The following is a 25,609-nucleotide window of genomic DNA, read 5'->3' as shown; positions in this document are numbered from 1 at the left end:
CATAAAGTATTGGTTAGCGCCAACGTTTGCATAAGATAGAAGGAAACTATTTTAACTACTTAAAATAAAGTATTGATTTTTTTGTATCAAAGTGCTAGTATAATAGTATGTAATATAGATAAAGATAGGAGTCATCCCATGATTGAATTTCAAAATGTTAGTAAGTTGTATGGTGATAAAGAGGCTTTGAGCAATCTCAATTTGCAGATTGAAAATGGGGAGATTATGGGCTTGATTGGCCATAATGGGGCTGGAAAATCGACCACTATAAAATCCCTAGTCAGTATCATTTCACCCAGCAGTGGTCGTATTTTGGTAGATGGTCAGGATTTATCGGAAAATCGCTTGGCGATCAAACGAAAGATTGGCTACGTAGCAGACTCGCCTGACTTATTTTTACGCTTAACAGCCAATGAATTTTGGGAATTGATCGCCTCATCCTATGATCTGACTAGCTCTGACTTGGAGACTAGTCTAGCTAGGCTATTGAGTGTTTTTGATTTTGCTGAAAACCGCTATCAGGTTATTGAAACCCTTTCTCACGGAATGCGTCAGAAAGTCTTTGTCATCGGAGCACTCTTGTCTGATCCCGATATTTGGGTTTTGGACGAACCCTTGACTGGTTTGGATCCCCAGGCTGCCTTTGATTTGAAGCAAATGATGAAGGAACATGCACAAAAAGGCAAGACAGTCTTGTTTTCAACCCATGTCCTAGAGGTAGCTGAGCAAGTCTGTGATCGGATTGCTATTTTGAAAAAGGGGCATTTGATCTATTGTGGTAAGGTAGAGGACTTGAGAAAAGACCACCCAGACCAGTCTTTGGAAAGTATCTACCTTAGCCTTGCTGGTAGAAAAGAGGAGGTTTCAGATGCGTCTCAAGGTCATTAAAAAATTAGTTGATATCAATATCCTCTATTCATCTCAAGAAGCGAATCTGGCTAACCTACGAAAGAAGCAGGCTAAGAATCCTGGGAAAAAAGTAAATGTTTCCGCTAGAGTCCTAAGTTCTTACATTTTTTCTAGTCTCTTGATGCTATTAATGTTTATAAATATAGCCTTTCGTTTTCCTTTTGATGAAATGCCAAGTTTTTTTAGTAGCATGGTTGCTATTTTACTGGTGCTTGCCTTTTCAACTTCTTTCACTGCATTTTACAATGTCTTTTATGAGAGTAAGGACCTGGCCTCCTATAGGCCCTATGCCTTTAAAGAATCAGAGATTATAATCGCTAAAGGCCTGTCTGTCCTCTTGCCAGCTCTAGCTGGAATTGTACCAATCCTAGCTTATTTTCTAGTCCTCTATATTAGGCTAGCTCCTTCTCTGTGGTTGGGTTTGCCTTTGATGCTGCTGTCCTTGGCCTTATTATTTGTCTCTGTTACTTTAGTGATGGTAGTGGCAGTACATTTCTTGGCTCAGACTAGGGTCTTCAGAAAGTATCAGTCTATTTTTGCCAATGTGATGATTGGAATAGGAGTTCTCATACCTTTAATATTTGTCCTCTTTCTACAGTCGACTTTTGGAAGTATTGTTGACAAAGTTAGAGACATTCCATTTCTCCTTTATCCTCTTCATATCTTTTACAAAATAGCAGTGGCTCCTTTTTCGACGGAAGCCATCCTGGGTCTGCTCGCTTGGATAGCTTTAACTGTTTTCTTGCTTTACCTGACCAAAAAGAAGGTTTTTCCTCATTTTTATGACGTTATCCTGCTTAATAGTGAGGAGAAGGTCAAGAAAGAACGTCGCAATAAGGAGAGAATTTCAACTACTAATAAAAAGGGCTTTTTCCGTATGGTTTTACGCTACCACCTCACCCTCTTGGGACAGGGAACTGGCGTGGTCACAGTGCTTTTTACAAGTGCTTTTCTTCCTTATCTCATGATGATTGGTCTGATTTCCAAAATCCGAGATTCTCAGATAGTTCCAGACATTCATCCTCCATACTGGTTACCCTTGTTTTTTATAGCTCTCTTTATAGCTCTTGTCAATAACAATATCACCAGTCTGCATTCAATTGCCTTGTCCTTGGAGAGAGAAAATGTTGATTTTCTGAAGAGTTTACCCTTTGACTTTGCTCGTTATGTGAAAGTGAAATTTTGGATTATATTTGCTGTCCAGTCCTTTTTACCAGTTCTGACTTTACTTGGCCTTTCTCTATATCTAGGCTTGCCTATCCTTTCGATAATTTACCTTATTGTGGCCTGGATCTTTGCAAGTGTCATCCTTTCTTGCCACCATTACCTTAAGGACGTTAAAAATCTGTCAACCAATTGGAGTAACATTACGGACCTGGTGAACCGTTCAAATCGTATAGTAGCAATTGTTTTGATTTTGGTTTATAGTGTGATCTTAATGGTCCTTGTAATAGGGAGCTTATTCTTGGTTCGGTCTCTCTCCCCTATCCTTGCCATCAGCTTGGGAGTAGGAGTTCTTATCCTCTTGCTTGCTCTTGCTATTTTTGGCTATCATTACTACCTGTCACGCATATTGACAGAAATAGAAAAAAGATGAGATAGTTGGTCGCTTGCTTGACAAATTTTATAAAAAGAAATGAATCTGAGCAAAAACCCACTTCTAACTATCAAAAAACGAGTATTTCCGTAGATGGATATACTCGTTTTTCTATGCCATTTTTCTTATCATAAAAACAAAACGGCTAGTAATGTATAACAATGTATAAATCCTACAGCATCAATTGCTTAAATTTTGGACTAGATTTTATCTATGATGTTTTGAAGATTAATGGAGTTTGAGATGTTTGCTATTTATGGATAGTGTACAAAGTAAATTGTTACTGGCGAGCTCTCTCATGCTTCTGGGTTTGCCTTTCATCTAGTTATTCTTATAAAAAGCCGTTTTATACTCAATGAAAATCAAAGAGCAAACTAAGAAGCTAGCCTCAGGTTGCTCAAAGCACCGCTTTGAGGTTGCAGATAAAGCTGACGTAGTTTGAAGAGTATTAAACTAATTTCCACTTTGGTGAGTCAAGTGGAAGTTACTTTGAGAAGTTACCGAAATAATTCCTATTTGTAAAACTCTGATAAGTCTTGGCTGATTTTGGAGAAATATGGTATAATTTTCCTTATGGAAAAGATTATCATTACAGCAACTGCTGAAAGTATTGAACAAGTTAAACAACTGCTCGAAGCTGGCGTAGACCGTATCTATGTTGGTGAGAAAGATTTTGGCCTTCGTCTACCAACAACCTTTAGTCATGACCAATTGCGTGAAATCGCTAAGCTGGTTCATGATGCTGGTAAGGAATTGATCGTTGCAGTTAATGCCCTCATGCACCAAGATATGATGGACCGTATCAAGCCTTTCTTAGATTTCTTGGAAGAAATCAAGACAGACTACATTACGATTGGGGATGCAGGTGTCTTTTACGTAGTCAATCGCGATGGTTATTCATTTAAGACCATCTACGATGCTTCAACCATGGTAACAAGCAGTCGTCAGATTAACTTCTGGGGACAAAAGGCTGGCGCATCTGAGGCTGTTTTGGCGCGTGAAATTCCATCAGCTGAACTTTTCAAAATGCCAGAGATTTTGGAAATTCCTGCCGAAGTTTTGGTGTACGGTGCTAGTGTTATCCATCATTCTAAACGTCCGCTCTTACAAAACTACTATAACTTTACGCATATCGATGATGAAAAGACTCGCAAGCGTGACCTCTTCTTGGCTGAACCAAGTGATCCTGAGAGCCATTACTCTATTTTTGAAGACAATCATGGGACCCACATCTTTGCTAACAATGACCTTGATTTGATGACCAAATTGACAGAATTGGTAGAGCATGGTTTCACTCACTGGAAACTAGAAGGGCTCTACACTCCTGGTCAGAACTTTGTTGAGATTGCAAAACTCTTTATCCAAGCGCGTAGCTTGATCCAAGAGGGTAACTTTAGCCATGACCAAGCCTTCTTGCTAGATGAAGAAGTTCGCAAGTTACATCCTAAAAACCGTTTCCTTGATACAGGATTTTATGACTACGATCCTGACATGGTTAAATAAAGTAAACGATTCGTTGAGAGAAGGAAGATTTAAAATTTCTTCTCTCAGTTTTTTGTATTTCTTCACTATTTCAAAAAATCAGTAGGCTAGGATGCTCTATTTGTTGGGATTTTTAAGCTAAGTAGTGTCCATGAGTTTGAAAATTATCCCATGTTTGCAGGTGCCAAATGGCCCTTTTTTTGGTATAATTTTTTATAATGAAAACGATTGGTAATCGCTATGTTGTGGTGGATTTAGAGGCAACTAGCACAGGTAGTAAGGCTAAAATTATCCAAGTGGGAATTGTCGTGATTGAGGACGGAAAAATCGTCGATCACTATACGACGGATGTCAATCCACATGAACCCTTAGATGCTCATATCAAAGAACTGACAGGATTAACAGACCAACGTCTGGCGCAAGCACCTGATTTTTCGCAAGTTGCCAGAAAAATCTTTGACTTGGTGAAGGATGGAATTTTTGTAGCTCATAATGTTCAGTTTGATGCCAATCTCTTGGCGGAAAATTTATTTTTTGAAGGCTATGAACTAAGAAATCCTCGTGTTGACACGGTCGAATTGGCCCAGGTCTTTTTCCCTGAACTGGAAAAATATAGCTTGCCTATTTTGTGCCGGGAATTAGGAATTTCTCTAAAACACGCCCATACAGCCCTTTCAGATGCCCAAGCTACAGCAGAATTACTCTTATTTCTACGGGAAAAGATGGCCCAACTTCCTAAAGGACTCCTGGAACGCTTGCTGGAAATGGCTGATGCCCTCCTATACGAGTCCTACCTGGTTATTGAAGAAATTTATCGTAGCCAATCTATCCTGAGTTCTCCAGACTTGGTCCAAGTTCAAGGACTGTATTTCAAGAAAACTGGAGCTCCCCTGGAGCCACGAAAACTATCCCAAGATTTTTCTAAAAATATTTCTCTGTTGAACCTTGAAGTGAGGGAGGAGCAAGAAAGTTTTGCTAAAGAGGTTGGCTTACTATTGAAAGATGATCCTGTCTCATTAATTCAAGCACCGACAGGAATTGGGAAAACCTATGGCTATCTCTTACCCGCTTTATCTCAAGTGAAAGAGCGACAAATTGTTCTTAGTGTTCCGACAAAGATTCTTCAAAAACAAATCATGGAAGAAGAAAGTAAACATCTCAAGGAAGTCTTCCATATAGATATTCATTCTTTAAAGGGACCACACAATTATCTGAAGCTGGATGCCTTTTATCGTTCCTTGCAGGAAAATGATGAAAATCGCTTATTTAGACGCTTTAAAATGCAACTCTTGGTCTGGCTGACAGAGACAGAAACCGGGGATTTGGATGAAATCGGGCAACTCTACCGTTACCAACATTTTCTAACAGACCTTCGTCATGATGGGAATTTATCATCCAAGAGCTTATTTGTGACGGAAGATTTTTGGAAACGTAGTCAAGAAAGGGCACAAGCTTGCAAGCTTTTAGTGACTAATCATGCCTATCTTGTAACTAGACTTGAAGATAATCCTGAATTTGTCAGTGACCGTTTATTGATTATTGATGAAGTCCAAAAAGTTTTGTTGGCTCTAGAAAATCTGCTTCAAGAGACCTACGATATCCAGTCTATTGTCGATTTGCTTGATAAGGCTTTAGTAGGAGAAGAAAACAGGGTTCAACAACGAATACTAGAAAGTATTCGCTTTGAGTGCCTCTACTTGATAGAACAATTTCAGTCTGGCAAATCTAGGAAAAATATCTTAGAGTCTCTGGCCAATCTCCATCAGTATTTTTCAGAATTAGAGGTAGAAGGCTTTGAGGAACTGGTTCACTATTTTACGGCTGAGGGTGATTACTGGCTTGAAGCAACTGAAACGAGTCAAAAGAAAATTCAAATTTCTTCTACGAAATCAGGCCGTATTCTTCTATCTTCCTTAGTGCCTGATTCATGTCAAGTCTTGGGAGTGTCGGCCACTCTTGAGATTAGTCAGAGGGTTTCTTTGGCAGATCTTTTGGGTTATCCTGAAGCTAAATTTGTTAAGATTGAAGCTGGTAAAAAACAGGATCAAGAAGTGGTCTTGGTCAAAGATTTCCCTCTAGTAACAGAAACTTCCTTAGAAGTCTATGCCAAGGAGGTAGCTGATTTGCTGATGGATGTTCAAGCTTTCCAGCAACCGATTTTGGTTCTCTTTACTGCCAAAGACATGCTTCTAGCAGTATCGGATTTACTTCCAGTTAGCCATCTGGCCCAGTATAAAAATGGGGATGTTCATCAACTGAAGAAACGTTTTGAAAAAGGTGAACAACAAATCCTGCTTGGTGCAGCAAGTTTCTGGGAAGGAGTCGATTTTTCAAGTCATCCTTTTGTGATTCAGGTGGTACCGAGACTTCCTTTCCAAAATCCCCAAGAGCCCTTGACGAAAAAGATCAATCAGGAACTAATTCAAGAAGGGAAAAATGCCTTTTATGATTATCAATTGCCCATGGCCATTATTCGTTTAAAACAGGCTTTGGGAAGAAGTATGAGACGCGAACACCAACGTTCCTTAACTCTTATTTTGGATAGGAGAATTGTCGGAAAGCGATATGGCAAACAAATAGTAGCATCTCTATCAAAAGAAGCGACTGTTAAAACCGTCTCTCAATCCGAAGTTGATGAGACTATTGATGAATTTTTAAATGAACTTTGATAAATAGTATTGTATGAAAGTATAAGGTTAGTATATATGAAACGTTCTCTCGACTCTAGAGTCGATTATAGTTTGCTATTGCCAGTATTTTTTCTACTGGTTATTGGCGTGGTGGCTATCTATATAGCTGTTAGTCATGATTATCCAAATAATATTTTGCCCATTTTAGGGCAGCAGGTCGCCTGGATTGCCTTGGGGCTTGTGATTGGTTTTATCGTCATGCTCTTTAATACAGAATTTCTTTGGAAAGTGACCCCTTTTCTATATATGTTAGGTTTGGGACTCATGGTCTTGCCGATCGTCTTTTATAATCCAAGCCTAGTGGCATCAACGGGTGCTAAAAACTGGGTATCAATAAATGGCATTACTTTGTTCCAACCGTCAGAATTTATGAAGATATCCTATATTCTCATGTTGGCTCGTGTCATTGTCCAATTTACAAAGAAACATAAGGAATGGCAACGTACAGTACCTTTGGACTTTTTATTAATTTTTTGGATGATTGTCTTTACCATTCCAGTCCTAGTTCTTTTGGCACTTCAAAGTGACTTGGGGACGGCTTTGGTTTTTGTAGCCATTTTCTCAGGAATCGTCTTACTATCAGGAGTTTCTTGGAAAATTATTATTCCAGTATTTGTGACTGCTGTAACAGGAGTTGCTGGATTCTTAGCCATTTTTATCAGTAAGGGTGGCCGGGCTTTTCTCCATCAATTGGGGATGCCGACCTACCAAATCAATCGTATCTTGGCTTGGCTCAATCCATTCGACTTTGCCCAAACAACCACTTACCAACAGGCTCAAGGGCAGATTGCCATTGGGAGTGGTGGCTTATTTGGTCAAGGTTTTAATGCTTCGAATCTGCTTATTCCAGTTCGTGAGTCGGATATGATTTTCACGGTGATCGCAGAAGATTTTGGCTTTATTGGCTCTGTCCTTGTTATCGCCCTTTACCTCATGCTCATTTACCGTATGTTGAAGATTACTCTCAAATCAAATAACCAGTTCTACACCTATATTTCCACAGGTTTGATTATGATGTTACTCTTCCACATCTTTGAGAACATCGGAGCTGTGACGGGCTTGCTTCCTTTGACTGGGATTCCTCTGCCTTTTATTTCGCAAGGGGGATCGGCTATTATCAGTAACTTGATTGGTGTTGGTTTGCTTTTATCGATGAGTTACCAGACTAATCTAGCTGAAGAAAAGAGTGGAAAAGTCCGATTCAAGCGGAAAAAGGTTGTATTAAAACGAATCAAATAAGGAGAAAATCATGGATAAAGTAGCAGTTATGTTAGCTCAGGGCTTTGAAGAAATTGAAGCTTTGACAGTTGTGGATGTTTTGCGTCGGGCAAATATCACTTGTGATATGGTTGGTTTTGAAGAGCAAGTGACGGGTTCACATGCAATCCAAGTCACAGCAGATCGTGTCTTTGATGGTGATTTATCAGATTATGACATGATTGTCCTTCCTGGAGGGATGCCTGGTTCTGCACATTTGCGTGATAATCAGGCCTTGATTCAAGAATTGAAAAGCTTCGAGCAAGAAGGAAAGAAACTGGCAGCCATTTGTGCGGCTCCAATTGCCCTCAATCAAGCAGGGGTATTGAAAAATAAGAAGTTTACTTGTTATGATGGTGTTCAAGAGCAAATCCTTGATGGTCAATATGTCAAGGAAACAGTAGTGGTAGATGGTAATTTGACAACCAGTCGAGGTCCCTCGACAGCCCTTGCCTTTGCCTACGAGTTGGTAGAGCAATTAGGAGGAGACGCAGAGGGGTTACGAACTGGAATGCTCTATCGAGATGTCTTTGGTAAAAATCAATAAAACGGGAGTTAACCTCTCGTTTTTTTATGTGGAAAACTCAGGGAAATCATCGCTTTTTTAACGAAAAAATGGTATAATGAAAGCTATGAAATATCACGATTATATCTGGGATTTAGGTGGAACTTTACTGGATAATTATGAAACTTCAACAGCTGCATTTGTTGAAACATTGGCACTGTATGGTATCAGACAAGACCATGATAGTGTCTATCAAGCTTTAAAGGTTTCTACTGATTTTGCAATTGAGACATTCGCTCCCAACTTAGAGCATTTTTTAGAAAAGTACAAGGAAAATGAAGCCAGAGAGCTTGAACACCCGATTTTGTTTGATGGAGTTGCTGACTTATTGGAGGACATTTCAAATCAAGGTGGGCGTCATTTTTTGGTCTCTCATCGAAATGATCAGGTCTTGGAAATTTTAGAAAAAACCTCCATAGCAGCTTATTTTACGGAAGTAGTGACTTCTAACTCAGGCTTTAAGAGAAAACCAGATCCTGAGTCTATGATTTATTTAAGAGAGAAGTATCAGATTGATTCTGGGCTTGTCATTGGTGATCGGCCGATTGATATCGAAGCAGGTCAAGCTGCAGGACTAGCTACCCACTTGTTTACCAGTATCGTGAATTTAAGACAAGTATTAGACATGTAAGAAAAAGGAATAAGATGACAGAAGAAATCAAAAATCTGCAGGCACAAGATTATGATGCCAGTCAAATTCAAGTTTTAGAGGGCTTAGAGGCTGTTCGTATGCGTCCAGGGATGTATATCGGGTCAACCTCAAAAGAAGGTCTTCACCATCTAGTCTGGGAAATCGTTGATAACTCAATTGACGAGGCCTTGGCAGGATTTGCAAGCCAAATTCAAGTCTTTATTGAGCCAGATGATTCGATTACTGTTGTCGATGATGGACGTGGGATTCCAGTCGATATTCAGGAAAAAACAGGCCGACCTGCCGTGGAAACTGTCTTTACTGTTCTGCACGCTGGAGGAAAGTTTGGCGGTGGCGGCTATAAGGTCTCAGGTGGTCTTCACGGAGTGGGGTCTTCAGTAGTTAATGCCCTTTCCACTCAGTTAGACGTTCATGTCCACAAAAACGGTAAAATTCATTACCAAGAATACCGTCGTGGTCATGTTGTTGCAGACCTTGAGGTGGTTGGAGATACGGATAGAACTGGAACAACAGTTCACTTCACACCAGACCCAGAAATCTTCACTGAAACAACAACCTTTGATTTTGATAAATTAAACAAACGCATCCAAGAATTGGCCTTTCTAAATCGTGGTCTTCGAATCTCTATCACAGATAAGCGTGAAGGTTTGGAACAAACCAAGCATTACCATTATGAAGGTGGGATTGCTAGTTACGTTGAGTATATCAATGAGAACAAGGATGTTATCTTTGAGACACCAATCTATACAGACGGTGAGATGGATGATATCACAGTTGAAGTAGCCATGCAGTACACAACGGGTTACCATGAAAATGTCATGAGTTTCGCCAACAATATTCATACCCATGAAGGTGGAACGCATGAACAAGGTTTCCGTACAGCCTTGACACGTGTCATCAACGATTATGCTCGTAAGAATAAGTTACTAAAAGACAATGAAGACAATTTAACAGGGGAAGATGTTCGTGAAGGATTAACTGCAGTTATTTCAGTTAAACACCCAAATCCACAGTTTGAAGGACAAACTAAGACCAAACTGGGGAATAGCGAAGTGGTCAAGATTACCAATCGTCTCTTCAGTGATGCCTTCTCCGATTTCCTCATGGAAAATCCACAGATTGCCAAACGTATCGTGGAAAAAGGGATTTTAGCTGCCAAGGCTCGTGTGGCTGCCAAGCGTGCGCGTGAAGTAACTCGTAAAAAATCTGGTTTGGAAATTTCCAACCTTCCAGGGAAACTAGCAGACTGTTCTTCTAACAATCCTGCTGAAACAGAACTCTTCATCGTCGAAGGAGACTCAGCTGGTGGATCAGCCAAATCTGGTCGAAACCGTGAATTTCAGGCTATCCTTCCAATTCGCGGTAAGATTTTGAACGTTGAAAAGGCAAGTATGGATAAAATTCTAGCCAACGAAGAAATTCGTAGTCTTTTCACAGCGATGGGAACTGGATTTGGTGCAGAATTCGATGTTTCAAAAGCCCGTTACCAAAAGCTCGTTTTGATGACCGATGCCGATGTCGATGGAGCCCATATTCGTACTCTTCTTCTAACCTTGATTTATCGTTATATGAAACCAATCCTAGAAGCTGGTTATGTTTATATTGCCCAACCTCCAATCTATGGTGTCAAGGTTGGAAGCGAGATTAAAGAATATATCCAGCCAGGAGCGGATCAAGAAATTAAACTCCAAGAAGCCTTGGCCCGCCATAGTGAAGGACGTGCCAAACCAACCATTCAGCGTTATAAGGGTCTAGGTGAAATGGACGACCATCAGTTATGGGAAACAACCATGGATCCCGAACATCGCTTGATGGCCAGAGTTTCTGTGGATGATGCTGCAGAAGCAGATAAAATCTTTGATATGTTGATGGGGGATCGAGTAGAGCCTCGTCGTGAGTTTATCGAAGAAAATGCTGTCTATAGTACACTTGATGTCTAAAAAGTAGGGAGAAGTAGTTCCCTTGGTCTAAAAAATATGATATAATCGTTACGATTGTTTCAAGTAAAAAAGGAGTTTAATATGTCTGCTAGCCTAGTAATTTATTTAATAATTGCAGTTGCAGTTTTATTGGTCATTGCCTATGCTATCGCAATCTATGTAAGGAAGCGCAATGAAAGTAAATTAGCAATTTTAGAAGAGAAAAAAGAAGAGCTTTATAATCTTCCGGTTAATGATGAAGTTGAAGCTGTAAAAAATATGCACTTGATTGGACAAAGTCAGGTGACTTTCCGTGAATGGAACCAAAAATGGGTTGACCTATCTCTTAACTCTTTTGCAGATATCGAAAATAATCTTTTCGAGGCAGAAGGCTATAACAACTCATTCCGTTTTTTCAAAGCCAGTCATCAAATTGATCAAATTGAGAGCCAAATTACCTTGATTGAAGAAGATATTGCGGCAATTCGCAATGCCTTGGCAGATTTGGAGAAACAAGAGTCTAAAAATAGTGGACGTGTTCTTCATACCTTGGACTTGTTTGAAGAGTTGCAACACCGAGTTGCTGATCATTCTGAAGAATATGGCCAAGGTTTGTCTGAAATCGAAAAACAATTGGAAAATATCCAATCAGAGTTTTCTCAGTTTGTAACTTTAAATTCGTCTGGAGATCCAGTAGAAGCAGCTGTGATTTTGGATAATGCTGAAAATCATATCTTGGCTTTAACGCATATTGTTGATCGTATACCAGCAATTGTAGCAACATTATCTAAAGACCTACCAGATCAACTAGAAGATTTAGAAGATGGCTACCGTAAGCTTTTAGATGCTAATTATCATTTTGCTGAAACGGATATTGAAGCGCGTTTCCAACTGCTTTATGAAGCTCTCAAGAAAAATCATGAGAATATTGCGAAACTAGAATTGGATAATGCAGAGTACGAAAATACTCAAATCCAAGAAGAGATTAATGCACTTTATGATATCTTTACAAGAGAAATTGCGGCACAGAAAGTAGTAGAAGGTTTAGTAGCAACACTTCCTACTTATCTGCAGCACATGAAGGAAAATAATGCTTTATTGATAGAAGACATTGAGCGTTTGAGTAAAAACTATTTACTTTCTGAGTCGGATGCAAGTCATGTTCGTCGTTTACAGTCCGAATTAGAAAGCTTTGAGACTGCTATTATTGAAGCGATTTCGGATCAGGATGAAGCAACTCAAGCATATTCAATTCTTGAAGAAAAACTTGAATCTCTGCAGGAAAATCTTAAAGAGATTGAAGATGAACAAATTGCAGTTAGTGAGCGTCTCGCACGAGTTGAGAAAGATGATATCAATGCACGTCAAAAAGCAAATGTATATGTTAATCGTCTCCATACAATCAAGAGATATATGGAAAAACGGAACCTACCTGGTATTCCACAAACTTTCTTGAAGTTATTCTTTACAGCAAGTAATAATACGGAAGATCTAATGGCTGAATTAGAGCAAAACTTAGTCAATATAGAATCAGTTAACCGTATTCTTGAAATTGCAACGAAGGATATGGAAGAGCTTGAGGCGGAAACTTATAATATTGTACAGTATGCAACCTTGACAGAGCAACTTTTACAATATTCTAACCGCTACCGCTCATTTGATGAACGTATTCAAGAAGCCTTTAATGAAGCTTTAGATATTTTTGAGAAAGAATTTGATTATCGCGCTTCGTTTGACAAGATTTCTCAAGCATTGGAAGTGGCAGAGCCTGGTGTAACCAACCGCTTTGTTACCTCATATGAGAAAACACGTGAAACAATTCGTTTCTAAAATAATAAAAAGATTTGATTGTGTGAGAAGCAGAATCAAATCTTTTTTATAGTTGTGGGGAGATTTACTTCATTTTCTCCTGAGATTGAGTTTTTGCCCAGCCGATTTATCCACCACCTCAAAACAGTGTTTTATACTCTTCGAAAATCTCTTCAAACCACATCAGCTTCGCCTTGCCTTATATATGCCATTGCTTTCGTCAGTCTTATCTGCAGCTTCAAAGTTATGCTTTGAGCAACCTGTGGCTAGCTTTCTAGTTTGCTCTTTGATTTTTCATTGATTAGCAATAGACTTCAAAATTATAAAAACGCATAATAGCAGGTGTAGAAACTTTGCTACTATGCGTTTTATTATGGAAAGACTTACTGGATTTTTTCTCGAATCGAGTTTTTACTTAACTTCTTTACTTGGTTGGAATCGAAATCCCAATTAATTTTTCTGAGTAGAGTGTTTTGATATTGGCCTCATCAATAGAGTCCTTATCAATTTTACGTTTCAAGAAAAACTCTTGGATGGCTTCGATTTCAGTTTCTCGAATAGCACGGTGTTTATTTGAGATGAGGATTTCATAGTGAAGCGGAGCTTGGGTAAAAATAACATCTGTATTTCCAGCAGAATAGACCTCAACAAGGGTTGCATCTGTACTCTCTAGCTGGCTTTTTACAAGTTGCGAGTGTGAGTTTGTCGTATTGATAAGCTTCATAATATTTCCTCCGATTTTCTAATTCTATTATAGCACTTTTTGAATAAAGTAGCTTGGTTTAGTCAATCTTATGCTGTTTTTTCCAAGACTGGATGGCCCATTTATGGCTACCACGTTTAAGATTTTCAATAGCCTCGTCGATAGGGAACCAGGCAATATGATTAAAGTCCTCTAGTGGTTTTTGAACTTCCTTGAAAGAAGTTGCTTCATAGAGGTAGGCAGGATTGTAGTAGTAGGTATCACGGTGACGAGAGTAGAAATATTCGTCAGCTTGTCCGTAATAGACACCAATTTCAGCTGTAAAGCCAAGCTCTTCAATCAATTCACGTTTTAGGGCTTCCTGATGGTTTTCACCAGCTTCAATTTCGCCACCTGGTAAGAACCAAGCACCATTAGGCGCTTGAACAAGAACAATTTGTTTTTGTTCAGCGTCTGGAATAACCGCATATACACCGTAACGTGAAACATAGTCTGTATTCGCTTTTTTTTCTCCGAAAGTTGGGTTTGCCATTGCATTTTCCTCATTATCTAGTATCGTTATTATTATCATAATGGACAAAGGTCGAGCTGTCAAGAAATTACAGTTATTTTAGTAAAAAAGAAGCAGAAACATTTCATTTTCTACTCCTTTTTTATAGAATTTATTTTTCTTTTTCAGAAGTTTTTACTTCAGCTTTTTTGGCAGATTTGATTTGAATCTTGCCCTTGTTGGTCATAACTGCCTTGAGGTCTTTTTCGCTTGGATTTTCAAGGTAGTAATCAGTAATTGCATCCTCAATATAGTCTTGAATAGTGCGACGAAGTGGGCGTGCTCCCATTTTTGGATCATAACCAAGGTCAACCAACTTTTCCTTGACCTTGTCAGTTACATCTAAATGAATGTTGTTGCTAGAGAGGCGCTTGTTAACATCTGCTAGCATGAGCTCGACAATCTGAAGGAGGTTATCTTTGCTGAGAGCCTTAAATTCGATAATACCATCAAAACGGTTCATAAACTCTGGACTAAAGAAGTTGCCGAGTTCACCGAGAACAGAGTTGGTACGTCCTTCTCTAGCAGCCCCAAATCCAACGCTGGCTTCTGCCTTACCTGTACCTGCATTTGAGGTCATGATGATGATGGCATCCTTGAAGCTAACGGTACGTCCTTGCCCATCTGTCAAACGACCATCGTCCAAGACTTGAAGGAACATATGCATGACATCTGGATGGGCTTTCTCTACTTCGTCCAAGAGAATAAGAGAATATGGATTGCGGCGAACTTTTTCAGTTAATTGCCCAGCCTCATCGTAGCCGACATAACCTGGAGGGGCACCGATCAACTTAGCTACGCTGTGTTTTTCCATATATTCACTCATATCAAAGCGAATCATGCTGTCAGCAGAACCAAAGAGTTCGATAGCTAGTTGTTTGGAAAGTTCTGTCTTACCGACACCAGTTGGTCCGACGAAGAGGAAGCTTCCGATTGGGCGGTTAGGGGTCCCAAGTCCAACCCTATTACGGCGAATAGCTTTGGCAATTTTATCGACTGCATCATCTTGGCCAATAACATGAGACTTGAGGTCTTCGGCTAGATGGATGAGTTGAGATTGTTCTTTCTCTTTCAAATCCCCAACAGGGATGTTGGTTTTCTGCTCGATAATGTGCTCAATGGTTTTCTCACTGATGATAGGAGTATCCTGGTCCGTAACCTTTTTCTTTTGCATTTCCTTATACTTGGCAATCTGGTCGCGGAAGTAGGCAGCCTTCTCAAAATCTTCTTCTCGTGTAGCTTGAGATTTGAGATTTTCAGCCTCAATCAAACGCTGATCAATCACTTTAGGATCTACAAAATTCAAGGTCAAGTTCATCTTAGAACCTGCTTCATCTAGGAGGTCAATGGCCTTGTCAGGCAAGAAGCGGTCTTGGATGTAGCGATTGGAAAGAGTTGCAGCTGCTTCAATTGCAGCATCGGTATACTGAACGTGGTGGTAGTCTTCGTATTTCTTTTGAATCCCTTTGAGGATAGTGATTGTTTCTTCCACTGTTGGTTCATCGACCTTGACAGGCTGCATACGACGCTCTAGGGCAGCATCCTTTTCAATGATACGGTATTCATTGAGGGTAGTGGCACCGACCAGTTGCAGTTCCCCACGAGCAAGGGCGGGCTTGAGGATATTTCCTGCATCCATATTGCCATCGCCTGCAGAACCTGCACCGACAATTTCATGGATTTCATCAATAAAGAGGATAATATCTTCACGTTTGCGAATTTCTTCCATGAGCTTTTGCATGCGTTCTTCAAATTGTCCTCGGATACCCGTTCCTTGAACCAAGCTAACCACATCCAGACGGATGACTTGTTTACCTTGGAGTTTATGTGGAACATCGCCATCAACGATTTTCTGAGCTAAGCCTTCGACAACGGCAGTTTTTCCGACACCAGGTTCACCGATAAGAACAGGATTATTCTTGGTTCTGCGATTGAGAATCTCGATGACACGGATAATCTCATCATCGCGTCCAATAACGGGATCTATATCTCCACGACGGGCAATCTCAGTTACATTGATACCAAATTCTTCCAGCAGGCTTTTTTCTTGGCTAGGTGGCGGAGTTTGGGCAGATCCACGATTTAGGGAGCCATAACCGCCATTTCCACCGTAACCTTCACCTAATTGGGTTGGGGGAGTAGGAGGAGTGTTGTTAGAAGGTCTGAAATTGTTTAGATCATTGAAGAAATCACCAAAAGGATCAAAGTCACGATTGTTCAGATCCGTCATACCTTTAAAGAGGCTATTGTTAGGATCTGTCTTGATAATCTTATAGCAGTTTTGACAGAGGTCAATTTGTTTTTGCTTTCCATTGAGATTGGTATAAAGATGAATTGTTGAGTCATTGATTTTACAGTTTTGACAAAGCATACATCTACCTCATTTCTTTCTTTAGCCTGACCTGTTTAATGGTCAAAAATAGTCAAATTTCTATACTCTCATTATAACAGGATTGGGATGTAAAGCAAGTAAAAAGATTGCAGCTTTGAGAAGTTGTTACAATGAAAATTTTTGAGATTTTAGGGAATAAAAAAATCCTATTTGTGAGACAAAAAGGATTTTGGTTAGACATGCAGGGTGTAATCCCAGCTTGTTTTGTATTAGTAAAGGAGTTCGTAAATCTCCATTGCAATCAAGTCAATGCTGTCAAACGTATAAGTTTCGCGAGCTTCTACATCACGAAGGGTAAAGATTGATCCGTTTTCTTCGTCGTGGCTGTATGCAACTTCTGCAACAACGACTCCTTCGCGTTCAAAATTACGTTTTAAATTTCCGCCGTCTTTTGCCATTGCTTCAAGGCGGTTGATGATTCTAACCAAATGTGATTCCATTTTGATTCTCCTTCATTTCTTATCGTTACTATTTTACCATAAAGGAGGCCAACTTGACTAGAAAAAACTAAGATTTCTCGCTAATTCTACCAGCTGAAAGTTTTTTTGAATAAATTGGATAAAAAGTTTGAATTTTAATTCAATACATGTTATAATCATACAGTATTCTATTTTAGAAAGCAGTGTGACTATGAATTTTTCTTTTTTACCTAAGTATTTACCTTATTTTAACTATGGGGCTGTTGTGACGGTTCTCATTTCTATCTGTGTTGTCTTTTTGGGAACTATTTTGGGTGTTGTCTTGGCTTTTGGGCAACGTTCAAAGTTTAAACCGCTTGTTTGGCTTGCCAACTTATACGTTTGGATTTTCCGTGGGACACCGATGATGGTTCAGATTATGATTGCCTTTGCCCTTATGCACATCAATGCTCCGACTATTCAGGTTGGGATTTTGGGTGTTGATCTTTCTCGTCTGATTCCAGGGATTTTGATTATCTCTATGAACAGTGGTGCTTATGTTTCTGAGACTGTTCGTGCTGGGATTAATGCGGTTCCAAAAGGTCAGCTAGAGGCGGCCTATTCTTTAGGGATTCGTCCTAAAAATGCTATGAGATATGTGATTTTGCCACAAGCAATCAAAAATATTTTGCCAGCCTTGGGGAACGAATTTATCACCATTATCAAGGACAGCTCCCTCTTATCAGCTATCGGTGTTATGGAGTTGTGGAACGGGGCTACAACAGTTTCTACAACAACCTATCTACCTTTAACACCACTTTTATTTGCAGCCTTTTACTACTTGATTATGACCTCTATTTTGACAGTAGCCTTGAAAGCTTTTGAAAAACGTATGGGACAAGGAGATAAAAAATAATGACAGAAACCTTGATAAAAATTGAAAATTTACATAAATCCTTTGGAAAGAATGAAGTATTGAAGGGCATCAACCTCGAGATTAAAAGAGGAGAAGTTGTCGTTATCATCGGTCCTTCAGGTAGCGGGAAATCTACCTTGCTTCGCTCTATGAATTTGTTGGAAGAAGCAAGCAAGGGGAAGGTTATCTTTGAGGGAGTCGATATTACGGACAAGAAGAATGACCTTTTTGCAATGCGTGAGAAGATGGGCATGGTTTTCCAACAATTCAATCTCTTTCCTAATATGACTGTGATGGAAAATATCACCTTGTCTCCTATCAAGACCAAAGGTGAAAGTAAGGAAGTTGCTGAGAAGAGAGCTCAGGAACTTTTGGAAAAAGTTGGTTTACCAGATAAGGCAATTGCTTATCCACAGAGTTTGTCAGGTGGGCAGCAACAGCGGATTGCCATTGCGCGTGGTTTGGCCATGGAACCTGATGTTTTGCTCTTTGACGAGCCAACTTCAGCCCTGGACCCTGAAATGGTAGGTGAGGTGTTGGCTGTTATGCAAGACCTTGCCAAGTCAGGAATGACTATGGTTATCGTAACACATGAGATGGGATTTGCGCGTGAGGTGGCAGACCGTGTTATCTTTATGGCAGACGGTGTGGTTGTTGAAGATGGGACACCTGAGCAGATTTTTGAACAAACCCAAGAACAACGAACTAAAGACTTCTTGAGTAAGGTTTTATAATCTATTTTAAAATTTCAAGACAAGATTAGTGAAAAGCTCGACCCGAGCTTTTTCTTATAGTTTGAAACTATAGGATTGCCTAGGAAAGAAGTGTTAGAGGGTGCTGGCAGTTTTTGGTATAATGGAAGATATTTGAAAGAAAAGAGAAGTGATATGACACAGATTATTGATGGGAAAGCTTTAGCGGCCAAATTGCAGGGGCAGTTGGCTGAAAAGACTGAAAAATTAAAGGAAGAAACAGGTCTAGTACCTGGTTTGGTAGTGATTTTGGTTGGGGACAATCCAGCCAGCCAAGTCTACGTTCGCAACAAGGAGAGGTCAGCTCTTGCGGCTGGTTTCCGTAGCGAAGTAGTGCGAGTTCCAGAGACCATTACTCAAGAGGAATTGTTAGACCTGATTGCTAAATATAATCAGGATCCAGCTTGGCATGGGATTTTGGTCCAGTTGCCATTACCAAAACACATTGATGAAGAGGCGGTTCTATTGGCTATTGACCCAGAAAAAGATGTGGATGGTTTCCATCCTCTAAATATGGGACGCCTTTGGTCTGGACATCCAGTCATGATTCCATCAACACCTGCAGGAATTATGGAAATGTTTCATGAATATGGGATTGAATTAGAAGGTAAAAATGCGGTTGTCATCGGTCGTTCCAATATCGTTGGAAAACCCATGGCTCAGCTTCTTTTGGCCAAGAATGCAACAGTGACCTTGACTCACTCACGTACCCATAATCTTGCCAAGGTGGCTGCTAAAGCAGATATTCTGGTGGTCGCAATCGGTCGTGCTAAGTTTGTGACTCCTGACTTTGTCAAACCAGGTGCGGTAGTCATTGATGTTGGGATGAACCGCGATGAAAATGGTAAGCTCTGTGGGGATGTGGATTATGAGGCAGTTGCCCCACTTGCTAGCCATATTACGCCAGTCCCTGGAGGTGTCGGTCCTATGACCATTACTATGCTGATGGAGCAAACTTATCAAGCAGCACTCCGGACATTGGATAGAAAATAAGAGAAAAATCGCTGAAGAGAGTGTATTTTCTATAGCTATATCTAAAATGGTAGAAATGAATATTAAATTTTAGATATAAGATTACAAAAGGAGGTCTGCGCCTCCTTTTTGTTGTATAATAAATGCGAGAGGAAAAAAGATGAAAGTGATTGATCAAGCCTTACTAGAAAAAGTCATTATTGAACGTTCTTGTACAAGTCATAAAGGAGACTACGGTCGTCTGCTGTTGCTTGGTGGGACTTATCCTTATGGTGGTGCTATCATCATGGCTGCTTTGGCAGCTGTTAAAAGTGGAGCTGGTTTGGTGACTGTTGGAACAGATAGGGAAAATATCCCAGCTTTGCACAGTCATTTACCTGAGGCTATGGCCTTTACTCTTCAAGACCAGCAATTGTTAAAAGAGCAGTTGGAGAAGGCAGAAGTTGTTTTGCTGGGGCCTGGTTTACGAGACGATGCTTTTGGAGAAGATCTAGTCAAACAGGTCTTTGCTGGCTTAAAACAGAATAAGATTTTGATTGTAGACGGAGGTGCTTTGACCATTATTGCTAGAACAAGTTTGTCATTTCCGTTTAACCAGCTTATCCTAACTCCTCACCAAAAAGAATGGGAAAAATTATCTGGAATTACGATTGAAAAGCAAAAGGAAGATGCAACGGCTAGTGCCCTGACTTCCTTCCCTCAAGGAACAATTTTGGTAGAGAAAGGTCCAGCTACTCGTATTTGGCAAGCTGGCCAATCTGATTATTACCAGTTACAGGTTGGCGGTCCCTATCAGGCGACTGGGGGAATGGGAGATACTCTTGCTGGAATGATTGCAGGATTTGCAGGCCAATTCCGACAGACCAGTCTCTACGAACGTGTGACAGTAGCGACCCATCTTCATTCAGCTATTGCTCAAGAACTAGCTCAAGAACATTATGTGGTCTTGCCAACGGAAATTAGTAATTGTCTTCCTAAAGTAATGAATAAAATATCTCAAAAAAGAATGGGATAAAATTCAATTTTAGGAGAAAACGAAGTAAATATTACCACAATAAAACGCATAATATCAAGTTTTTTTAATACCTGATACTATGCGTTTTTGACTTTAAAGACTTTTTGGTCTGTTTCTATTTTGGAGCAATCTTTTGCTCAGTATGTTTTATAATTTCTCGTTGATAAATCGGATAAACTGATTCCACCAAACTTTTAAGAAGAAGGCTTTTTCAACTTTCTTTTCTGCTACCATTTCGAAACTAGGATGTTCTGTGGTAATGTAACCTTGACCAATCAAATCCTTGTCTTCGTAAGTCAAATGGCCAACCACAGTTCCGGCTTCAAGTGGTGCTGGTATTGCCTTAGAATCAGGTGTGAATTGAATAGTTTGGGACGATTGTCCCCCAACACGTTCAATAAGAGTGATATCATCTTTGGCAACGGCAGTGACCGCATCTTCTTTTCCATCTTGTACAGGAGCTTTACTATCTTGGTAGGCATCGCCTTTTTGAACGATTTTACGAAGCGTGAATGTAGAAGAGATATAATCCATTAGTGACGATGTAGCTGTGAAGCGAGCGTAAGGATTATTGTCTTGATGGTCTGCGTTCAAAACAACTGTGATAACCCTCATCCCTTTTTCGACTGTAGTACCAACAAAAGACTCTCCAGCCTTATCTGTTGTTCCTGTCTTAAGGCCATCAAAACCACCGCGATAAGCAGGCATACCTTCTAACATGTAGTTGGTAGAAGTGATTGTCATTCCAGCAAAAGTAGAAGAAGGTTTTTTCGTGATTTCCAAGACTTGTGGGTATTTTTTGATGAGATTGCGAGCAACGATAGCGACATCATAAGCACTGAGCTTGTTTTCATCATCTTTTTTAGATCCTGGGTAAATGTTATCCCCTAAAGTCTCATTGTTAAGACCCGTCGTATTGACAACAGTGGCATCCTGAATGCCCCATTCCAAGAGCTTTGCCCTCATCATATCGACGAAATCTTTTTCTGAGCCAGCAATTTTTTCAGCTAACGCAATAGCTGCACTGTTAGCACTGGATACTAGGGTTGCTTCCAGTAGTTGTTCGACGGTATAATTACGAGCCTCCATAGGAACGTTACTCGCTTCAGAATTTGTCGTTAATTTGTATGGATAATCAGAGATATCTACCGGAGTTGATAGTGTAATACTACCGTTTTCCAAGGCTTCATAGACAAGATAAACAGTAATCAATTTTGTGATCGAAGCAATTTCAACTGGCTGGGTTGCATCTTTCTCATAGAGAATTTTACCGGTATTTGCCTCAACAGCAATTGCATGTTTAGCAGCAATATTAAAATCTTGAGCATCAACAGTAGATGCTGCCCCAATAACGGAAAGGCTTAGGAGAGTTAAAATTATTTTTTTCATAGTAAGTTTATTCTATCATAAAGAAAAAAATATTCCCAGTTTCATGATATAAGAAAGAAGCTTTTTTGAAAGTGTGGTAAAATAGATGAATGGAGGTACTTCATGTTTCGTAAGAATAAATTATTTTTTTGGACCAGTGAGATTTTACTATTAACCATCATCTTTTATTTATGGAGACAGATGGGTGGGATTATAACGCCTTTTGTAAGTGTCGCAAACACTATAATGATTCCCTTTCTTTTAGGTGGTTTTTTATATTATTTGACCAATCCTATTGTAAATTTTTTACAAAAGTATTTCAAAATTAACCGTATCATTGGTATTCTACTAACCTTGTGCGCCTTGGTTTGTGGGCTAGTTATTGGGGTCGTCTATCTCTTACCGATTTTGATTAATCAGCTGACAAGTTTGATTGCTACAAGTCAGACAATCTACAGTCGTCTGCAAGATTTGATTATCGATTTATCCACTTATCCAGCCTTTCAAAATTTAGATATTCAAGCGACTATTCAACAGTTAAATCTCTCTTATGTAGATATTCTACAGAATATCCTAAATAGTGTAACGAATAGTGTTGGAAGTGTCTTATCTGCGCTCTTTAGTACTGTTTTGATTATTATCATGACACCTGTATTTTTAATTTATTTTTTGTTAGATGGCCACAAATTCTTGCCGATGCTTGAGCGTACTGTTTTAAAGCGAGATAAGTTGCATATTACAGGTCTTTTAAAAAATTTGAATACTACAATTGCTCGATATATTAGTGGAGTTGCTATTGATGCGATTATTATTGGTTGTTTGGCCTTTATCGGATATAGCGTGATTGGTTTGAAATACGCTTTGGTCTTTGCCATCTTTTCAGGATTGGCCAATCTCATTCCTTATGTTGGACCAAGTATTGGTTTGATTCCGATGATTATCGCCAATGTCTTTACTGATCCTCATAGAATGCTGATTGCAGTTGTTTATATGTTGATTATTCAACAAGTAGATGGGAACATCCTTTACCCTCGAATCGTTGGTGGAGTGATGAAGGTTCATCCAATTACGATTTTAGTATTACTTTTGTTATCAAGTAATATCTATGGTGTCATTGGCATGATTGTCGCAGTACCAACCTATTCTATCTTAAAAGAAATTTCTAAGTTTTTATCACGTTTGTATGAAAATCATAAAATAATGAAAGAACGAGAAAGAGAATTAGCTAAGTAAAAATCAGGAAATTCCTGATTTTTCTTTTTCATTAAAGAAGTGATGGGAGTAGAAATACCGTTTAGATTAGTAGATTAAGAATAATTCACAAAAACTTTGTAAAACACTTGCAATTTAGCTGAAATTTGATAAAATAGTAAGGAAAGTTAGACTGTATTGCCTACTGTCTATCTATAAAATATATTTTATTGGAGGCTTTTACTCAAATGGCAAAAGAAAAATACGATCGTAGTAAACCACACGTTAACATTGGTACTATCGGACACGTTGACCACGGTAAAACTACCCTAACTGCAGCTATCACAACTGTTTTGGCACGTCGCTTGCCTTCATCAGTTAACCAACCTAAAGACTATGCGTCTATCGATGCTGCTCCAGAAGAACGCGAACGCGGTATCACAATCAACACTGCGCACGTTGAGTACGAAACTGAAAAACGTCACTACGCTCACATCGACGCTCCAGGACACGCGGACTACGTTAAAAACATGATCACTGGTGCCGCTCAAATGGACGGAGCTATCCTTGTAGTAGCTTCAACTGACGGACCAATGCCACAAACTCGTGAGCACATCCTTCTTTCACGTCAGGTTGGTGTTAAACACCTTATCGTCTTCATGAACAAAGTTGACTTGGTTGACGACGAAGAATTGCTTGAATTGGTTGAAATGGAAATCCGTGACCTATTGTCAGAATACGACTTCCCAGGTGACGATCTTCCAGTTATCCAAGGTTCAGCTCTTAAAGCCCTTGAAGGTGACACTAAATACGAAGACATCGTTATGGAATTGATGAACACAGTTGATGAGTACATTCCAGAACCAGAACGTGACACTGACAAACCATTGCTTCTTCCAGTCGAAGACGTATTCTCAATCACTGGACGTGGTACAGTTGCTTCAGGACGTATCGACCGTGGTATCGTTAAAGTCAACGACGAAATCGAAATCGTTGGTATCAAAGAAGAAACTCAAAAAGCAGTTGTTACTGGTGTTGAAATGTTCCGTAAACAACTTGACGAAGGTCTTGCCGGAGATAACGTAGGTGTCCTTCTTCGTGGTGTTCAACGTGATGAAATCGAACGTGGACAAGTTATCGCTAAACCAGGTTCAATCAACCCACACACTAAATTCAAAGGTGAAGTTTACATCCTTACTAAAGAAGAAGGTGGACGTCACACTCCATTCTTCAACAACTACCGTCCACAATTCTACTTCCGTACTACTGACGTTACAGGTTCAATCGAACTTCCAGCAGGTACTGAAATGGTAATGCCTGGTGATAATGTGACAATCGACGTTGAGTTGATCCACCCAATCGCCGTAGAACAAGGTACTACATTCTCTATCCGTGAGGGTGGACGTACTGTTGGTTCAGGTATGGTTACAGAAATCGAAGCTTAATTCGATTTAGTTCCCAGAAGAACAATTATTTAAGTCAGACACTAAAAGAATCTTGCTTTGCAAGGTTCTTTTTTTAAAAAATAAAAAGATAGACCTGGTAAAGTCCAGATCTATCTAATGAGTTATTTCCAAGTGACTAGTTCGCTCCAAACACTAACATTCGATATAGTAGAGGTTTCACCAGCTGGAACCCATTTGTTGGTGCCTAAGTATCTAACTTCTAATTTACGAACGTTTACTGTGTAAGATGCTTTTAGTCTAATATAACCATAAGTGTAGGGTGGTACGTTATGGGAGACTGAGTGATTTAAACTAAGTCCAGCTCCAGACTCCGGAGCAGAAAAGCTAACACCTGCACCTACAGTCAGAGTAGCTCCAGCTTTTCCACCATAGGCAGTTGAACTTACAGGACCTGATGTGGTGCTTTTCTTGTAAGAGTGAGAGTATTTAGTTCTATAGTCTGCAACACCAGTTGCATTAGAACGAGTCTGATACGTAGATTTAGACTCTAAATAGGCGTCTCTAAGTTCAGTCGTATAAAATGACAATAACTCTCCTGTGTTGATATCTTTTACAATACGATTAGATACAATTTCATAATTTGTACCAGGATAGACATCAGCAAAAACCGTAGATGTTGTGACTAAGAATAATAGACTTGATAGTAGAGAGAAAAACAATAGTTTCAGTTTAATCACAACAAATTTCCTTTCTTCATGAGTAAAAGATTATTTTTTCAATCCTTTGAAAGTTATAATGCAACCCGAAATAATACTGAGAGTTCCTACAGGTCTCCAATATAGTTGCCAAAAGAATAAATTTATTCTTTCTTTCAGTGTCGCATAGGGTTCGGCATAATAGGGGTTGATGTGAAATAATAAAAAACCAAAACATAAAACTATGATTCCAGTTAAGAATAAAATGTCCTTATTTACTTTCCTCATAAAACCTCCTTTTATTTTATTTAAAGCGCTTTCTATTATTAGTATACGTCAAAAAAAGAAAAAAACAAGTCTATTTATTTATT

Annotated in this window: 21 protein-coding genes; 15 read left to right on the top strand and 6 right to left on the bottom strand. The window is 39.4% G+C overall.

Annotated elements, in window-relative coordinates; all coding sequences use genetic code 11:
* The first annotated feature begins 138 nt into the window (after positions 1–138).
* The 9 genes from ACORHU_RS06570 (at position 139) to ezrA (ending at position 12,901) form a co-directional block, all read left to right on the top strand.
* Entirely contained in the window at positions 139–888 is a 750-nt protein-coding gene (locus tag ACORHU_RS06570) for an ABC transporter ATP-binding protein (protein ID WP_000569185.1), read from the top strand.
* Entirely contained in the window at positions 869–2,506 is a 1,638-nt protein-coding gene (locus ACORHU_RS06565; RefSeq protein ID WP_434363972.1) for a hypothetical protein, read from the top strand. The genes ACORHU_RS06570 and ACORHU_RS06565 overlap by 20 nt, the downstream gene beginning before the upstream one ends.
* A 573-nt stretch (positions 2,507–3,079) precedes the next feature.
* Positions 3,080–4,009: a peptidase U32 family protein gene (locus tag ACORHU_RS06560; protein ID WP_000411189.1), complete on the top strand. Its 930-nt coding sequence runs from the start codon at positions 3,080–3,082 to the stop codon at positions 4,007–4,009.
* Between the two features lie 197 nt (positions 4,010–4,206).
* Entirely contained in the window at positions 4,207–6,657 is a 2,451-nt protein-coding gene (locus tag ACORHU_RS06555; RefSeq protein ID WP_434363971.1) for a bifunctional DnaQ family exonuclease/ATP-dependent helicase, read from the top strand.
* A 36-nt stretch (positions 6,658–6,693) separates the two neighbouring features.
* Positions 6,694–7,917, top strand: coding sequence for an FtsW/RodA/SpoVE family cell cycle protein (locus ACORHU_RS06550; RefSeq protein ID WP_000830651.1), 1,224 nt, complete (start codon positions 6,694–6,696; stop codon positions 7,915–7,917).
* 10 nt (positions 7,918–7,927) lie between these two features.
* Positions 7,928–8,482, top strand: a complete 555-nt coding sequence (locus ACORHU_RS06545; protein WP_434363970.1) for a DJ-1 family glyoxalase III — start codon at positions 7,928–7,930, stop codon at positions 8,480–8,482.
* Positions 8,483–8,567: 85 nt separating this feature from the next.
* Positions 8,568–9,131, top strand: coding sequence for an HAD family hydrolase (locus ACORHU_RS06540; RefSeq protein ID WP_025171643.1), 564 nt, complete (start codon positions 8,568–8,570; stop codon positions 9,129–9,131).
* Between the two features lie 14 nt (positions 9,132–9,145).
* The gene (gene gyrB, locus ACORHU_RS06535; RefSeq protein WP_434363969.1) at positions 9,146–11,092 is read left to right on the top strand and encodes a DNA topoisomerase (ATP-hydrolyzing) subunit B; all 1,947 of its coding nucleotides are present in this window, start codon (positions 9,146–9,148) and stop codon (positions 11,090–11,092) included.
* 81 nt (positions 11,093–11,173) lie between these two features.
* Positions 11,174–12,901, top strand: coding sequence for a septation ring formation regulator EzrA (gene ezrA, locus ACORHU_RS06530; protein ID WP_001276566.1), 1,728 nt, complete (start codon positions 11,174–11,176; stop codon positions 12,899–12,901).
* Positions 12,902–13,304: 403 nt separating this feature from the next.
* On the opposite strand, the gene ACORHU_RS06525 is transcribed toward ezrA, so the two are convergent.
* From ACORHU_RS06525 to ACORHU_RS06510, 4 genes are all read right to left on the bottom strand, one after another.
* A complete protein-coding gene (locus ACORHU_RS06525; RefSeq protein ID WP_000767198.1) occupies positions 13,305–13,604 on the bottom strand; it encodes a DUF1827 family protein in 300 nt (99 codons plus the stop codon).
* 58 nt (positions 13,605–13,662) lie between these two features.
* Positions 13,663–14,115 (bottom strand): NUDIX hydrolase, encoded by a 453-nt coding sequence (locus ACORHU_RS06520; protein WP_173306691.1) that lies wholly within the window; start codon positions 14,113–14,115, stop codon positions 13,663–13,665.
* A 130-nt stretch (positions 14,116–14,245) separates the two neighbouring features.
* Positions 14,246–16,504: an AAA family ATPase gene (locus ACORHU_RS06515; protein ID WP_434363967.1), complete on the bottom strand. Its 2,259-nt coding sequence runs from the start codon at positions 16,502–16,504 to the stop codon at positions 14,246–14,248.
* A gap of 230 nt (positions 16,505–16,734) precedes the next feature.
* A complete protein-coding gene (locus ACORHU_RS06510; RefSeq protein WP_000443570.1) occupies positions 16,735–16,965 on the bottom strand; it encodes a DUF1797 family protein in 231 nt (76 codons plus the stop codon).
* A gap of 190 nt (positions 16,966–17,155) precedes the next feature.
* On the opposite strand from ACORHU_RS06510, the gene ACORHU_RS06505 reads away from it, so the two are divergent.
* The 4 genes from ACORHU_RS06505 (at position 17,156) to ACORHU_RS06490 (ending at position 20,578) form a co-directional block, all read left to right on the top strand.
* Complete coding sequence (locus ACORHU_RS06505) at positions 17,156–17,839, top strand: amino acid ABC transporter permease (RefSeq protein WP_001011642.1); 684 nt, start codon at positions 17,156–17,158, stop codon at positions 17,837–17,839.
* A complete protein-coding gene (locus ACORHU_RS06500; protein WP_434363965.1) occupies positions 17,839–18,573 on the top strand; it encodes an amino acid ABC transporter ATP-binding protein in 735 nt (244 codons plus the stop codon). The genes ACORHU_RS06505 and ACORHU_RS06500 overlap by 1 nt, the downstream gene beginning before the upstream one ends.
* 153 nt (positions 18,574–18,726) lie before the next feature.
* Entirely contained in the window at positions 18,727–19,584 is an 858-nt protein-coding gene (locus ACORHU_RS06495; protein ID WP_261067866.1) for a bifunctional methylenetetrahydrofolate dehydrogenase/methenyltetrahydrofolate cyclohydrolase, read from the top strand.
* Between the two features lie 139 nt (positions 19,585–19,723).
* Positions 19,724–20,578 (top strand): NAD(P)H-hydrate dehydratase, encoded by an 855-nt coding sequence (locus tag ACORHU_RS06490; protein WP_434363962.1) that lies wholly within the window; start codon positions 19,724–19,726, stop codon positions 20,576–20,578.
* Positions 20,579–20,725: 147 nt separating this feature from the next.
* On the opposite strand, the gene pbp3 is transcribed toward ACORHU_RS06490, so the two are convergent.
* Positions 20,726–21,967 (bottom strand): D-alanyl-D-alanine carboxypeptidase PBP3, encoded by a 1,242-nt coding sequence (pbp3, locus tag ACORHU_RS06485; protein WP_434363961.1) that lies wholly within the window; start codon positions 21,965–21,967, stop codon positions 20,726–20,728.
* Between the two features lie 102 nt (positions 21,968–22,069).
* Between pbp3 and ACORHU_RS06480 the strand changes: the two genes are divergently transcribed.
* Together ACORHU_RS06480 and tuf are read left to right on the top strand one after the other, a co-directional pair.
* Positions 22,070–23,179, top strand: a complete 1,110-nt coding sequence (locus ACORHU_RS06480) for an AI-2E family transporter (RefSeq protein ID WP_023947789.1) — start codon at positions 22,070–22,072, stop codon at positions 23,177–23,179.
* A gap of 206 nt (positions 23,180–23,385) precedes the next feature.
* Positions 23,386–24,582 carry an elongation factor Tu gene (tuf, locus tag ACORHU_RS06475; protein WP_001040726.1) on the top strand — a complete coding sequence of 399 codons (1,197 nt, stop codon included), beginning with the start codon at positions 23,386–23,388 and terminating at the stop codon, positions 24,580–24,582.
* A gap of 122 nt (positions 24,583–24,704) precedes the next feature.
* Here the strand turns inward: tuf and ACORHU_RS06470 are convergent, their stop codons facing one another.
* Entirely contained in the window at positions 24,705–25,130 is a 426-nt protein-coding gene (locus ACORHU_RS06470) for a hypothetical protein (RefSeq protein WP_226373187.1), read from the bottom strand.
* Positions 25,131–25,609: the final 479 nt, after the last annotated feature.

This window comes from Streptococcus sp. KHUD_015 (assembly GCF_051106265.1).
GTDB lineage: Bacteria > Bacillota > Bacilli > Lactobacillales > Streptococcaceae > Streptococcus.
Note: the sequence above shows the minus strand (reverse complement) of the source record. Positions and strands in the feature narration are given on the sequence as shown.